This window comes from Salinicola sp. LHM (assembly GCF_034479735.1).
Taxonomy (GTDB): Bacteria; Pseudomonadota; Gammaproteobacteria; order Pseudomonadales; family Halomonadaceae; genus Salinicola; species Salinicola salarius.
The window spans coordinates 1,007,439-1,020,932 of sequence record NZ_CP140261.1; the positions used below are offsets into that span (position 1 = coordinate 1,007,439).

A 13,494-nucleotide genomic window follows, 5' to 3' on the forward strand; every position below is an offset into this window, starting at 1 on the left:
AACACCGGGGATCGAGATGCCGGACCAAATCACTGAGCTCTGGCTGACCGTTTCCGCGTTCGCCCGAGAGCCTGCCCAGTCTGCGGCCCTCTGCGCGATCTTCATGTCGTCATTGCGAGTGCTGACATCTGGCGGGCTGCGCAAGCCGAAGCGCTGGATCGAAACGCTGATGGTCGGCTTCCTCGCCTGGACGTCGCTCCCGTTCATTCAGCATTGGGGATACGAGCCCGACACCGGGCGATTCTTTGCCGCGTTCCTGGGCTATATCGGCGTGCATGGCTTCGAGAAGCGTGTCGATCGGCTGCTGGACAACATCGCTGACGTCACGTCGGCATTGAGGCGCAAATGATCATCCGCTGGTTCCGTGGGTTGAGCCGGGATAGCCGGTCGCATCTGCTGGTGGCGGCTGTCTGCTTTGCCTGGGCGGTGTCGTCTCAGATGCAGGTTAGCAGCGCCTACCATCGCCTGGACGCGACTCAGGCCAGTCAGCAGGCCGTGGGCTATGGCCTCTGGTACGCGCTGATCGAGGAGCAGGAAAAGGCCGGCGGGTTTGAGGCTCAACGCAACATCGCACGCGAGAAGGTGGGAGACCTGCGTTACCAATTGGGCGTGGCCGATACGCGGCTGGCTGCCTGCCAGGCCACTACGAACATGGCTACCGATGACGGGTTCACCGGTGAGCTGCTGCTGAGAACGGAGCGGAAGTGATGAAGCTAGTACCGGAAGCACGGAAGGCGCACAAGCTGTGGTCGGTGCGCCTGGGCATCATTGCCGCCCTGATCTATGCGCTGCAGCCGGTGCTATCGCACTGGCAGAATCTGCTTCCCGAGTGGGCCTTCACCGTGCTGGCCACTGTTGTCGGCCTGGCTGGCGTGGTGGCTCGTCTGATACCCCAGAAGGCGATCGACGACTACATCCGGAGCCGTCTGCAATGAACCGGTTCTATGGCTGGTTGGTCGCCGGCGTAGCCGTGGTCATGGGCACTCTCGCTTCACTTGTCTTGCTCATGCGTGGGCAGCGAGACGCGGCCCGGGACGAGCTCGACAAGGCCAAGGCAAGGACCAAGGGCGTCGAGGCAGCGCGGGCGGTCGAACGACGAATCGATGAGCGCCAGCGCGCTGATCAGGCACAGGCACGGGAGGTCGAACGTGAACAGATGGCCCAGCGCCGCGCTGGTGTTCGCCCTGAGCTCTTCGGCGATCCCCGGTTGCACGACAGCACCGACTACGAACATCACCCCTGAATGCACTGTGCCGTCTATTCCGGTGCTGCCGGTGATTGAGTCGGCCAGCATGGTGGAGCTCGACGACGAGACGTACTGGGCGCTGGCCGATCGCGAGCGTCGGATGACCGACTGGGCGTTCGAGATGCGCGGGATGCTTGAGGAGCTGTGTGGTCAAGCAAATTAAGCCGGGCTGCTGGAACAGCCCGGCACACCTTACTTCTCTTTTCTGACGCCTTTGAACGGCGTCTTGCTGCTGGTCTTCTGATCCATGAATTGGCCAGTTGATGTATCACGCTTGGTCCAGTTGCCATTCGGCGCTTGAGTCTGAGAGCGCCCTTTTACTGCACCATTGCGATGACCATCACCAGTTGGAGGGTTTGTCGCCATAGGTAATACCTCGCGAGTGGCTGAGACAGACCGACAGCCTCATCGGTCACAGGTAAGTGTACATCTGTTGTAGAAACGTAATGTTGAGTTCTGGATTGTTTCGCGCCAAAAGTCTAACCCGCTCATGAGAATGCGTAATGCCTCGCCATCCTCCGCGCCCCTGCCGCTCTCCCGCTTGTCGAAACACCACGACCGAGCGTCACGGCTACTGCGAAAAACATGCCGACCAGGCCACAGGATGGACGCAGCGGCGCAAAGGGAAGAGCGGTCGCGGCGGCCGACCATGGCGCAGGAAGCGCGATCGCATCCTCGAGCGTGACAAGGGGTTGTGCCAGCCATGCTTGAGAGCAGGTCGCGTAACGCCAGCGACCGAGGTGGATCACATCATCAACCTCGAGGCCGGCGGCACTGATGCCGACGCCAATCTCGAGGCCATTTGCTACCCATGCCACAAAGCGAAGACAGCTCGTGAGGCTCAGGCGGCGCGCAACGCCCGCGAATGACGGTATGCACCAAAGCGGTGCGCGATCTGGCCCGAGGGGAGGGGGAGGTCGAAACTCTGGAGCCTTTCGCCCCCGGACACCGCCGCCTCCGTTCAATTTTTATACCCGCGAAATTGAAAAATCAGGTTCTGCGCGAGGAGCTATCAAATGACAAGAGGTCGCAAGCCCAAGCCGAGCCACCTCAAGGCGGTTCAGGGCAACGCCGGCAAGCGAGCGATCAACCACGATGAGCCCGAAGCGGAAGCGTTGACCGAAGTGCCGCTGCCACCCGAATGGCTGGCCCCGATCGGCATCGAGATGTGGGAGCGCGTCGGTCCCTGGTTGGTGAGCTCCAAGATCCTGACCGATTCGGATCTCGCCAACCTCGAGGCTTACTGCGCCGCCTACAACCGGTGGCGACTGGCTGAGCAGGACATCGCCCAGCACGGCCTCACGGTCGAGAGCCCCATGGGTGGTGTCGTGAAGAATCCGGCCTGCACTGTGGCGAATGAATCGCTCAAGCAAATGAACACGTTCGGCAGTGCGCTCGGACTGGATCCGGCAAGCCGAGCGCGACTGGCGGTGCCGGGTGCCAAGGATGCTGCCAACCCCTTCAAAGCCTTGGTGGGCAAAAAGCGATGACGACACATGGCCAGCTATCCCAACGTCAATGCCGCGAACAAGTACGCTCGGGACGTTGTGGCTGGTCGTATTCCGGCCTGCAAGGAGGTCCGTCAGGCGTGCCAGCGTCATCTCGATGACCTGAAGGCATCAAAGGGGCGAGCATTTCGGTACCGCTTCGATAAAGACGCAGCCGAAACGGTGTGTGTCTTCATCCAACTGCTGCCCCACACGAAAGGCCGTTGGGCTCGAGAACGAAAGCTGGTCGAGCTGGAGCCGTGGCAGAAGTTCGTGTTCTGCGTCATCTACGGCTGGCTGCGGAAGAAGAGCGGGCTGCGGCGATTCACCGAAGCCTATGTCGAAGTCGGCAGGAAGAACGGCAAGTCGGTGATCGCCGCGGGCGTTGCCAACTACATGCTCTGCGCGGATGGTGAATACGGCGCCGAGGTCTACTGTGGCGCCACCACCGAGAAACAGGCGTGGGAAGTATTCCGGCCGGCGCGCCTGATGCTGAAGAACTCCCCGCTTCTGGTCAGTGCGGCCGGCATCGAGATCATGGCCAAGAACATCTCGATTCCGGAAGACGGCAGCCGCCTCGAACCGCTGATCGGTGATCCTGGCGACGGCTCGTCACCGAGCTGCGCCCTGGTCGATGAGTTCCACGAGCACCAGACGCCGAACCTCTACGACACCATGTCGACAGGCATGGGGGCCCGGGACCAGCCGCTGATGTTCATCATCACCACGGCGGGGTTCAACACAGCCGGCCCATGCTACGACAAGCGCCGCCAGGTGCAGCAGATGCTCGACGGAGCGCTGCCCAACGACGAGCTCTTCGGGATCATCTACACGGTCGATCAGGGTGACGACTGGCAGGATCCGGCGGTACTGCGAAAAGCCAACCCGAACTTCGGCGTATCGGTCTCCGAAGAGTTCCTACTCAAAGCCCAGCGCGATGCCATCCGTTATCCGAGTCGTCAGAACTCGTTTCTGACCAAGCACCTCGATATCTGGGTCAGCGCCCCCACGGCATGGCTCAACATGGCCGACTGGCACGCCGCTGGCGATGACAGCCTGACCCTCGACGACTTCGAGGGCCAGGAATGCTGGCTGGGCGTCGACCTGGCGAGCAAGACCGATATCGCCGCGATCGCGCTTCTGTTCCGCGACGAGGTTGAGGACAAGAACGGGCGGATGAAGACACGCTGGACGGCGTTCGTTCGCAGCTACCTGCCAGAGGGTGCCATCGAGCGCGCCAGCAACAACCGCGCCGCTTACGAGAGCTGGGTCAACTCCGGCGACCTCATCATCACCGATGGCGAGGAACTCGACTTCGATGTCATTCGCGAAGACATCAAGGATCTCGCCGGCCGCTTCCAGATTAACGAGATCGCCTACGACCCCTGGCGGGCAACGCAGCTCGCGCACCAGCTCATGAACGATGGCGCCGACATCGTCGAGTACCGCAACACGGTGCAGAACATGAGCCCCGCGATGCGCGAGATGGAAGCCGCGATCACCGGTGGGCGGTGGCGCCACAGCTGCGATCCGGTGCTGACCTGGATGGCCTCGAACGTCGTCGCGAAGGCCGACGCCAAGGACAACATCTACCCCCGGAAGGAAAAGCCGGAGAACAAGATCGACGGACCCATAGCGATCCTCATGGCGCTGGGCCGGGCGGTGCTCACCGAAAACGACGAGCCCGACGAATCCATCTACGACACCTCGGACGTGACATGCTGACAACCATTTTGATTTTCCTGATCGGCCTCGTCGGTGCCGTGCTGGTGTCGTTCGGCGCCTGGCTGCTCTCGCCCCCGGCCGGTTTTATCGTTGCCGGGACGCTCTGCTTGAGTTGGTCGGCGCTGGCGGCCCGTACCGCTGCTCGCCGCGGTACCGAACCGGCCGAGGAGGGCGCCTGATGTTCCTGCCCGGCATGTTCCAGAGCGCACGACAGCGCCCGCAAAAAGCGTCCAGCGACTGGACGAGTTGGATCAGCGGCATGAGCCGCACCCGCACATCGGCCGGCGCCGGCGTCACCAGCGCCAACGCCCTACGCGTCGGCGCACTGCGCGCCTGCGTCACGCTGTTGGCGGAGTCCGTCGCCCAGCTACCCTGCGAGCTCTACCGTCGAACACCGGATGGCGGGCGCGAGCGGGCGACCGGTCACCCGGTCTACGACTTGCTGCACAGCCAGCCCAACCAGAAAGACTCGTCGTTCGAGTACTTCGAGCAGGGGCAGGGGGCGCTTGGTCTGGAGGGCAACCACTACTCGCTGATCGAGCGCGACGGGGCCGGCTACCCCGTCGAGCTGATTCCGATCAACTCGAAGAAAGTGCAGGTGCTGAAAGGCAGCGACGGCCTGCCGTATTACCACCTCGTCGACATCAACGAGGTGGTGTCGATGCGCCAGATGCACCACGTCAAATCGTTCTCCACCGATGGTTATCTCGGCATCTCGCCGATCGCCAGCAATGCCGATTCTATCGGCCTGGCCATGTCCACCGAAGAGCACGCCGCCGCGGTATTCGAGCGTGGCGCCACCATGTCAGGTGTCATCGAGCGGCCGAAAGACTCGGGCGCGATCAAGGATCAGGCCGCGGTCGACCGCCTGCTCGACAAGTTCACCGAGCGCCACGGTGGGCTGCGCAACGCCTTCTCGGTCGCGCTGCTGCAGGAAGGGATGAGCTACAAGCAGCTCTCCATGGATAACGAGAAAGCCCAGCTCCTGGAGAGCCGGCGCTTCTCGGTCGAGGAAATCTGCCGCCTCTACAAGATTCCGCTTCACATGGTGCAGCTCAACGACAAGTCGACCTCCTGGGGATCGGGCATCGAATCGATGTCGCTCGGCTACGTGATCTACACGCTACTGCCCTGGCTGAAGCGGTGGGAGGCGGCGATGCGCCGCGACCTGCTGTTGCCGTCAGAGCGTCGGGATCTTTACATCGAGTTCAACGTGTCGGGCCTGCTGCGCGGCGATCAGAAGTCGCGCTACGAATCCTATGCCATTGCGCGCCAGTGGGGCTGGCTATCGGTCAACGACGTTCGTCGACTCGAGAACATGCCGCCTATCGCCGGCGGCGACCGCTATCTCACGCCGCTCAACATGAACGACTCCCAACAAACGCAGCGCTCGCTGAACGCCACGCCCGAGCAAATGCAGGACATCGAGGGAATCCTATGTCGCACCTGATCAACTACCCGCATCTCGCCTCGCTGGCGTTCAACACGCCACTCTATGCCACGCCCGATCTGGTGCAGTCCGTCCGGTCGGTGCTCGAGCCGCGGCTGCTTGGTCGCATCAATGACCTACCGGAACGCCTCGATGCTGGTGGCGATCCGGACTCGCGGGAAATGCAGGGGCTACGAGTCGTCGGACGGCTGGCGATCATCCCGGTTCACGGCATCCTCACCGCGCGTGCCGGGCAGATCGACGCGCTCTGCCAGGAGGTGCTGAGCTACGAGAAGCTGCGGACCCAGATCAACGCCGCTCTGCGTCATGAGCTCGTCGAAGAGATTGTGCTCGACATGCAGTCCGGCGGCGGCTCGGCGATGGGATGCAAGGAGCTGGCCGACTTCATCAACGCGAGCACCGCGACCAAGCCGATTACCGCGCTGGTCAACTTCGCCGCCTTCTCGGCGTGCTACTTCCTCGCGGCCGCGTGCTCCCGCATTGTCTGCAGCCCGACCGGCATGGTCGGTTCGATCGGCGTCATCATTGAGACCTACGAGGTCAGCAAGGCCGAGGAAGAGTTCGGGATCAAGTTCAACACCTTCTTCCGCGGCTCTCACAAGAACGACTGCTCACCCCACGAGCCGATCACCGATCAGGCCATCGCCGAGATCGACCGGCGCCTCGATAGCGCCTACTCGACCTTCACCGAATCGGTTGCCGCCTACCGTGGGCTCGACCAAGCCGCCGTCACCGGTACCGAGGCGCGGATTTACTCCGGCGAGGATGCGCTGGCGGTGGGGCTGATCGACGAAATCGCCCCGGCCCAGGAAGCGCTCGACAGCATTGCCGCTCGCTACAGCGGCCAGAACGCCCCTCGCCGCGCTCGCGTCTCCGCGCGCGCCGGCGCCATGAATCTCCAGAACACGCTCTAGCCACGCGGCGGAGCGGTACCCAGGCGGCCAAAAGGTCGCCTTTTCTTTGCCCCGACGAAACCACGAGGAACGTCATGTCCAAGATCGAAGAACTCCGCCGCCAACGCGCCGACGTCAATGCCAAGGTGCAAGCGCTCGCCGCCGCGGAAAACGAAGCTGGCGAGCTGACCGCCGAGCAGCTCGAGGAATTCGACCAGCTCTCGACGCAGTTCGACAACCTGACCCAGCAGATCGATCGGCTGGAAAAGATCGAGCGGATGAATGCCGCCGCCGCCGCGCCGGTGAAATCACCCATGCAGCAGGCGCCAGCCGTCCAGACCAAGCCGGAGCTCAAGCAGTATCAGGGCGCCAAAGCTGCGCGCATGGCCATGTCCATTGCCGCATCCAAGGGCAACGTGGCGGATGCCGCCAAGTTCGCCCGCGACGAGATCGGTGATAGCGACGTCGCGATGGCAATCGAGACCAGCGCCGGGTCCGGCGGCGCGCTGGTACCGCAGAACCTGCACGACGAGATCATCGAGCTGTTGCGCCCGAAGACCATCGTGCGTTCGCTCGGCGCCCAGACGCTGCCGCTGCCCAACGGCAACCTGTCGATTCCGCGCATGGCCTCCGGCGCCACATCCGGCTATGTCGGCGAGGGCTCGGACGTGCTGGCGACCGAAGCCGCGCTGGACGACGTGCAGCTCTCGGCCAAAACGATGATCACGCTGGTGCCGATCTCCAACCAGCTCATCGGCCGCGCCGGGTTCCAGGTCGAGCAGATGTTCCTCAATGACATGCTGAACTCCATGGCGGTGCGCGAGGACAAGGCGTTCCTGCGTGATGATGGCAGCTCCGACACGCCGAAGGGCTTCGCCCCGACCGCGCGTGACGCCGGCCGCACGGTGGAATGGTCCGGTACCGCCACACTCACCGCCATCGACGAGTACCTGGACAGCATGATCCTCGCGCTGATGAACAGCGATAGCCTGCTGATCCAGCCCGGCTGGGGGCTGTGCCCGCGCACCTACATGAAGCTGTTCGGCCTGCGTGATGGCAACGGCAACAAGGTTTATCCGGAAATGGCGCAGGGTCAGCTGAAGGGCTACCCGATCCGGCATACGACCACCATCCCGTCGAACCTCGACACCTCCGGTGCCGGTACTAGTAACGAAACCGAGATCTACTTCGCCGACTGGAACGACGTCGTCATCGGTGAGTCCGGTGGCATGACGATCGATTTCAGCCGCGAAGCCACCTACAAGGATGCCGCCGGCAACCTGGTCTCGGCATTCGCCCGCAACCAGTCGCTGATCCGAGTGGTTGGCGAGCATGACATCGGCTTCCGTCACAACGAAGGCCTGATCCTCGGCACCCAGGTCAACTGGTAACGCCTCAGGTATTTCCCACGCGGGCCGCTCGATGGCCCGCGTCCGCCTCCGTCTTTCTACTCCTAGGAGCCCGACATGGCCCAGCAACCCAAACCTACCTCGGTCACATTCATCAAGCCGTGGAATCGCTACACCAAGGGCGACCGTGCCGGCTTCGATGCCGACCGCGCCAAATCCTTGGTCGAGCGCAAGATCGCCGTCTTCACCAAGGACGCGCCGAAGCAGGCCGCCACACCCAGCGATGCCGGCACGCCGACCGATACGGCCGAGGGTGCCGGCCCGAACGCCACCAATGGCCAGAACCCGGACGGCCAGGACGTCAAGTCTGCCGAGCAAGGCGGCAAGACCAGCACTCAGAAGACCACCAAGTAACACCATGCCGGCGGCGATCGTCGCCGGCCCCCTTCACGAATTCGAGATCACGCGATGCTGACGTTGGCCGAGGTCAAAACCCAGCGCCGAATCGACGCCGACGATACCGGCGAGGATGCGCTGCTCGAACAGCTCATTGCCGCGGCCTACCGCTACGCCGAGGCGCATACCCAGACCGCCATCCGGCCACGATCCGAGACGGTGGTGCTCGATGGCTTCCCGCCGCTGGACCACGCCATCGAGCTGCCCTGGCATCCCGTGCAGACCATCGACGCGCTCGACTACGTCACGCCAACCGGAGACAGCCAGTCGCTGGACGAGCAGGCACTGCGTCTTGATACCCGCGGCGACCCTCACCGGCTGTACCCCCGATGGGGCGACCGCTGGCCAGCCACGATCGCAGAGCCAGAGAGCGTCACGATTACCGCGACCGTCGGCTACGAGCAGACGCCCGAGGACATCAAGATCGCGCTGCTGCTGCTGATTGGGCACTGGTACGAGAACCGCGAAAGCGTCGTCGTGAATGGCTCGTCGTCCGAAGTTCCCATGGGCGTCGAGATGCTGCTCTTCGAATGTCGCCGACATGCAGTGGGGTGACCTATGAGAGCCGGCCAACTACGACACCGAATCACCCTCGAATGGTATCGAGAAGGGCAGAGATCCGACTCAGGCGCCACGCCCACAGAGTGGATTCCGGAAGCCCAGTCACGCTGGGCCGAGGTGAAGCCACTCAGCACCCGCATGACGTTCGAGGCCGACAAGGCCAACAGCGACACTACGCACACCGTTCGTTTGCGCTGGCGGCAGGACATCGCCAACGCCACCGGCGAGACACTGCGACTGGTGCATGAGGGTCGAATCTATCGCGTTGACGGTCGGCCCATGGACAAGGACGGGCGTCGTCGCGAGCTGGAGATCAGATGCCATGAATGGGTTTGAAATCAAGATTCGAGAGGAAGCCTTTGATGGGGCCAGAGAGGCCTTGGCAGACCTCGAGGCAGAACTCCAGTTTCGCGCAGTCCGGGCAGGGCTCAACCGAGCCACGAAGCCAATCCTTGCCACGATGGGAGAGTTAGTCCCCGTTCAGCAAAGCAAGGATCCGGGCAAGGTCACCGGCCAACTCAAGGCGTCACTGGCTCGACGATCCTTGTCGAAGTCTGCTCGCGCCCGGCTTGGCTTGGCACAGTCAACCGTGGCCCTGCGCGTCGGGCCGATCAGGAAGGTGAATGGACGCAGTCAGGAGGGAGTCGGGCAACTGGTCGAGTTTGGTGTTGACCCCGGCACACGTACCGTCCGCCGCAACCTTTTGGGGCGGGGGGTGAAATGGCATAACGCCACTTACTCCTATTTCCACCCGGGTCAGAAGCCTCAGCCGTTCATGGCCAACTCTCTCGAGCGCAATAGCTCCACCTTCGAGAGCCTGTTTTATCAGGGGTTGAACAATTACTTGAGGCGCAAAGGGGTAGGCCAATGATTGACGCCATTATTACCCAGCTGCAGGGCGCTGGCTTTACTGCCGCGCGCTCGAGCGACGCTGAGCCGGCGCGCACTGACACCGTCCCGGGACTGGTCTCGCTCGTCGACCCCGTCGTCGACAGCAACCTATGGCCGCTCAACCTGCCCGAGCAGGCCCCGGCCACCAACGGCGTCTACCAGCTCGTCGGCTGGAACGAGATCGATGTCGACGGCTACCGGCTGGGCCGCGTCGACACTTACGTCCTGAGCCTGCGGTCGCCGCAGTTCGACCCGCTGCGCACCATGACCGATAGCCTGATCGACCGCGTCGCTGCTTACCGCGGCACCGTCAGTTGGTCGATCACTGACGCCGCCACCGACTACGAGCCGGAGCCGCTCCAATATCGCGCCCACTTCGAGTTGCAGGCCGCCGCACTGGCCATGACGGCCCCGGCCATACCGGCAGCCTTCGTCCATGTTGTGGGCGCCACGTCCACCGACAACGACCTCGACGCCTGGGCGGTACGTCAGACCGTCACCGAACAGATTGCCGTAGTCATCGTCGCTGACCAGGACGACATCGACGCCCAGCGCCGCGCTGTTGGCGATGTCCTGCTGGGCATGGACACCGGCGACGACGGCGTGTCGCCCCTGGTGTATCTGGCCGGCCAGCCCACGGCGATTTCCGGCCGGCATGTCTATTGGCGCGAGCTCTACGGATACCAGCGCCTGATTCAGTCCACATAGGAGACCCCCATGCCCAACCAAGGCGGCCGTTACGAGATCCGCGACGGCAAACGCAAGCGCGTGGCGTACACCAGGCCCGCGACCGATCCCAAGCCCAAGGCCAAGTCACCCGCCAAGGCCAACGAGCCAGCCGCCCAGGCGGCGCCGGCGAAATCCAGCAACGTGAAGGAGAGCGGCGATGCCGATTAAATGGCGAAAGCGCCTGGCCGTGATCAAGATGGAAACCACCTACGGCGAGGGTAGCGCAGACATGACCGGGGCCACGCTGCTCGAAGTGGTCATGATGGAAGGCGGCAACCCGTACGCCGGTAACACCGTCGATCGCGAGCGGATGCGCGATGGCCTCGGCGCGTTCGAGCAGGTCAATACCGGCCCGTACGTCGAGCGCACGGTCCGCGTGCCGCTGGCTGGTTCCGGCACCGTTGGCGAGCCCCCGGGCTATGGCCCGCTGCTGCGTGTGTGCGGCTTCTCCGAAGAGATCGTGGCGGATGTCGGTAGCGAGAGCGTGACCTATGCCCCGGTCAGCGAGTCGTTCGAATCGCTCGAAATGTGGTGGATCGAAGAAACCCAGCAGCAGCACATCACCGGGGTTCGCGCCACCGCATCGATCACCAGCGACAGCCAGGGTCTGCCTTACCTGCAGTTCCAGCTGCGCGGTCTCTACCAGCGGCCCGAGGCGGCCGGCGACGCCAGCGGGGCTACCCGTGGCCTGCAGGCGAAAGAAGTGCCGGTCAACAAGCAGAACAGCGCGTTCACGATCGACGGCAACCCGGCGCGGATGCTGTCGTTCTCGATGGACTTTGGCGTCGAATACCCGTACCGCAACCTGATCAACTACGAGGGCGTCGAGATCACCGATCGCCAGGTCTCCGGCTCGACCAACATCGAAGCCCCGGATCTCGCGACCGTGAACTACTTCGAGAAGGTCGAAAGCCATGCGGGCCAGACCCTGGTGCCGGTGGTGCTCACCCACGGCAAGACGGCGGGAAACATCGTCGCCATCAGCGGGCAGAACGTGCAGCTCAGCACGATCTCGCCCACCGACAACCAGGGCATCATGCACTACGACCTGGGGCTTCGGTTCCTGCCGAGTGCCGCCGAGGACGACGACGTCTCCATCAAGTTCACCTGATCCGGCACCGCCGCGACCAGCGATTCACCGCGCCGCCTTCGGGCGGCGCTGTTTTTTCCGACTAACGCAAGGACACTCCATGTTCCAGATTCAATCCATCACCGACATCGTCGTCCCCGTCACTATCGAGGTTCCCGGCGCCAAGGAGCCCAGCACCATCCGCGCCCGCTGGCGCCTGAACTCGGTCAGCAAGACACAGGAGATCGTGCAGGCTCAGCGGGACAAGGAAAATCCCCTCACCGATGACCAACTCGTCGAGCAGGATCTGCTCGGCCTCGAGGACGTGACCGACGCCGACGGCAACCCGGTGTCGTTCAGCACGGAGCTGGTCGCGCAGCTGATGGACATTCCCTACGTCCGCCGCCCGCTGGTGCTCAGCTGGTTCCAGGCACAAGCAGGCCGGGGCGAGGCCGCCGCAAAAAACTGAGAGAGGCCGGCCGTTACTGGGCAGGCGGCGGCATCCAGGATGATCGCGCACAGGATGCCGCTGCGTGGGGGCTCGACGACTACGCGCCCACGGACGCAGAGCCAGAGCATTACGGCGTCTGGCCCGAGCACTGGCCGGCCCTGGAGCTGTTCCTCGCCGTGCAGACCCAGTGGCGTGTCGCCGTCGGCATGGGCGGCGTCATCTATCAGGGGCTCGACTATGCCGCCGTCTATGGCCACCCCCGTCTCGCCCGGCTCGATTACGACGAGCAGGACGAGCGCCTAGCCCAACTGCAAAAGATCGAGGCCGGCGCGCTGGGGGCGATGAATGCGCGGTGACCGCGCGGTGGAAGTCGGCATGGTCAATCGATAAAGTTGACTGGCCAACTCTAACTACACGCAAGGGAACAACATGTTGAAAATGATAATGGCAGGCATGGCGTTGGCAGCGCTCACTGGCTGCGCCACTTCATCCGATGTCATGCAGGCACCTCTCACCGCTGGCGTATCGAAGGATTACCACGCCCCCTATGAACAGACGAAGCGACTGGCCTTGGAGAGCGTGCAGGGACTGAATGTCGACGTGACGTCGACTCAGGATTCAGGTGACGTCTATACGATTCTTTTTTCGAAGCCAATTGCAGGTTTCAGCTGGGGAGAGGTTGGGCGCGTTAACGTCATGGACCTTGATCCGAACAGTCGTGTATCAGTGATCTCCGAAAAGCGGGCGAAGTATCAACTAGGCGGAACGGATGAGGATGAATTCGCACAGGCTGTCTTTGATGGTATCGATCATGCGCTGGATGCTCGTTAGCCTCGCAGCAGTAGCTGTCGCTGGTTGTGGCGGACTTGAACGGCAAAGCTACCCCGTTTCGGATCCATCGAATCGCCTGGTGGGAGTCGTGTCCCACGTACAGCCATATACAGGTAATGGCAGTGAGAGTAACTGGTCCCGGGCTGGCTGGGGGTTTCTTGCCGGCGGTATTGTGGCCAGCGCTTTTGCCGGTCTATCCGAATCCGACATCGGAGACGTTTCGGCATACAGCTACATAGTTCGCCCGGCTGGGGGTGATCCTCAGCTGGTCAATGCCTACAACGCGGTTCCCGTTGGGGCATGTGTCGCCGTCTACGACTCGGTCTCTGACGGTATGCGTTCGATCGAGCAGCTAC

General features: G+C 63.0%; 22 protein-coding genes. All 22 read left to right on the plus strand.

Going from position 1 to position 13,494, the window contains the following annotated elements:
• Positions 1–16 precede the first annotated feature (16 nt).
• Entirely contained in the window at positions 17–349 is a 333-nt protein-coding gene (locus R5R73_RS04845; RefSeq protein ID WP_322528970.1) for a phage holin family protein, read from the plus strand.
• Positions 346–708 carry a hypothetical protein gene (locus R5R73_RS04850; RefSeq protein WP_322528971.1) on the plus strand — a complete coding sequence of 121 codons (363 nt, stop codon included), beginning with the start codon at positions 346–348 and terminating at the stop codon, positions 706–708. Before R5R73_RS04845 ends, R5R73_RS04850 begins: the two co-directional genes overlap by 4 nt.
• On the plus strand, positions 708–935 hold the full coding sequence (locus R5R73_RS04855) for a hypothetical protein (protein ID WP_322528972.1): 228 nt from the start codon (positions 708–710) through the stop codon (positions 933–935). The genes R5R73_RS04850 and R5R73_RS04855 overlap by 1 nt, the downstream gene beginning before the upstream one ends.
• Complete coding sequence (locus R5R73_RS04860; RefSeq protein ID WP_322528973.1) at positions 932–1,243, plus strand: hypothetical protein; 312 nt, start codon at positions 932–934, stop codon at positions 1,241–1,243. Before R5R73_RS04855 ends, R5R73_RS04860 begins: the two co-directional genes overlap by 4 nt.
• 7 nt (positions 1,244–1,250) lie before the next feature.
• The gene (locus R5R73_RS04865) at positions 1,251–1,409 is read left to right on the plus strand and encodes a hypothetical protein (RefSeq protein ID WP_322528974.1); all 159 of its coding nucleotides are present in this window, start codon (positions 1,251–1,253) and stop codon (positions 1,407–1,409) included.
• Positions 1,410–1,749: 340 nt separating this feature from the next.
• The gene (locus R5R73_RS04870; RefSeq protein WP_322528975.1) at positions 1,750–2,115 is read left to right on the plus strand and encodes an HNH endonuclease signature motif containing protein; all 366 of its coding nucleotides are present in this window, start codon (positions 1,750–1,752) and stop codon (positions 2,113–2,115) included.
• Positions 2,116–2,262: 147 nt separating this feature from the next.
• Positions 2,263–2,736, plus strand: a complete 474-nt coding sequence (locus R5R73_RS04875; RefSeq protein ID WP_322528976.1) for a phage terminase small subunit P27 family — start codon at positions 2,263–2,265, stop codon at positions 2,734–2,736.
• Positions 2,737–2,742: 6 nt separating this feature from the next.
• On the plus strand, positions 2,743–4,458 hold the full coding sequence (locus R5R73_RS04880) for a terminase large subunit (protein ID WP_322528977.1): 1,716 nt from the start codon (positions 2,743–2,745) through the stop codon (positions 4,456–4,458).
• Entirely contained in the window at positions 4,452–4,637 is a 186-nt protein-coding gene (locus R5R73_RS04885; protein ID WP_322528978.1) for a hypothetical protein, read from the plus strand. The genes R5R73_RS04880 and R5R73_RS04885 overlap by 7 nt, the downstream gene beginning before the upstream one ends.
• Positions 4,637–5,908: a phage portal protein gene (locus tag R5R73_RS04890; protein ID WP_322528979.1), complete on the plus strand. Its 1,272-nt coding sequence runs from the start codon at positions 4,637–4,639 to the stop codon at positions 5,906–5,908. The genes R5R73_RS04885 and R5R73_RS04890 overlap by 1 nt, the downstream gene beginning before the upstream one ends.
• Positions 5,896–6,822: a S49 family peptidase gene (locus tag R5R73_RS04895; protein ID WP_322528980.1), complete on the plus strand. Its 927-nt coding sequence runs from the start codon at positions 5,896–5,898 to the stop codon at positions 6,820–6,822. The genes R5R73_RS04890 and R5R73_RS04895 overlap by 13 nt, the downstream gene beginning before the upstream one ends.
• 74 nt (positions 6,823–6,896) lie before the next feature.
• The gene (locus R5R73_RS04900) at positions 6,897–8,192 is read left to right on the plus strand and encodes a phage major capsid protein (RefSeq protein ID WP_322528981.1); all 1,296 of its coding nucleotides are present in this window, start codon (positions 6,897–6,899) and stop codon (positions 8,190–8,192) included.
• 75 nt (positions 8,193–8,267) lie between these two features.
• A complete protein-coding gene (locus tag R5R73_RS04905) occupies positions 8,268–8,564 on the plus strand; it encodes a hypothetical protein (RefSeq protein ID WP_322528982.1) in 297 nt (98 codons plus the stop codon).
• A gap of 54 nt (positions 8,565–8,618) precedes the next feature.
• On the plus strand, positions 8,619–9,161 hold the full coding sequence (locus tag R5R73_RS04910) for a head-tail connector protein (RefSeq protein WP_322528983.1): 543 nt from the start codon (positions 8,619–8,621) through the stop codon (positions 9,159–9,161).
• A gap of 3 nt (positions 9,162–9,164) precedes the next feature.
• Positions 9,165–9,503, plus strand: coding sequence for a phage head closure protein (locus tag R5R73_RS04915; protein WP_322528984.1), 339 nt, complete (start codon positions 9,165–9,167; stop codon positions 9,501–9,503).
• Positions 9,490–10,038, plus strand: coding sequence for a hypothetical protein (locus R5R73_RS04920; RefSeq protein ID WP_322528985.1), 549 nt, complete (start codon positions 9,490–9,492; stop codon positions 10,036–10,038). The genes R5R73_RS04915 and R5R73_RS04920 overlap by 14 nt, the downstream gene beginning before the upstream one ends.
• Positions 10,035–10,766 carry a hypothetical protein gene (locus R5R73_RS04925; RefSeq protein WP_322528986.1) on the plus strand — a complete coding sequence of 244 codons (732 nt, stop codon included), beginning with the start codon at positions 10,035–10,037 and terminating at the stop codon, positions 10,764–10,766. The genes R5R73_RS04920 and R5R73_RS04925 overlap by 4 nt, the downstream gene beginning before the upstream one ends.
• Before the next feature lie 9 nt (positions 10,767–10,775).
• Positions 10,776–10,955 carry a hypothetical protein gene (locus tag R5R73_RS04930; protein ID WP_322528987.1) on the plus strand — a complete coding sequence of 60 codons (180 nt, stop codon included), beginning with the start codon at positions 10,776–10,778 and terminating at the stop codon, positions 10,953–10,955.
• Complete coding sequence (locus tag R5R73_RS04935) at positions 10,945–11,898, plus strand: phage tail tube protein (RefSeq protein ID WP_322528988.1); 954 nt, start codon at positions 10,945–10,947, stop codon at positions 11,896–11,898. The genes R5R73_RS04930 and R5R73_RS04935 overlap by 11 nt, the downstream gene beginning before the upstream one ends.
• A gap of 79 nt (positions 11,899–11,977) precedes the next feature.
• On the plus strand, positions 11,978–12,325 hold the full coding sequence (locus tag R5R73_RS04940; protein ID WP_322528989.1) for a hypothetical protein: 348 nt from the start codon (positions 11,978–11,980) through the stop codon (positions 12,323–12,325).
• A gap of 32 nt (positions 12,326–12,357) precedes the next feature.
• Positions 12,358–12,663 (plus strand): DUF1799 domain-containing protein, encoded by a 306-nt coding sequence (locus R5R73_RS04945; RefSeq protein ID WP_322529560.1) that lies wholly within the window; start codon positions 12,358–12,360, stop codon positions 12,661–12,663.
• 73 nt (positions 12,664–12,736) lie between these two features.
• Positions 12,737–13,138, plus strand: a complete 402-nt coding sequence (locus R5R73_RS04950; RefSeq protein WP_322528990.1) for a hypothetical protein — start codon at positions 12,737–12,739, stop codon at positions 13,136–13,138.
• Positions 13,139–13,494: the final 356 nt, after the last annotated feature.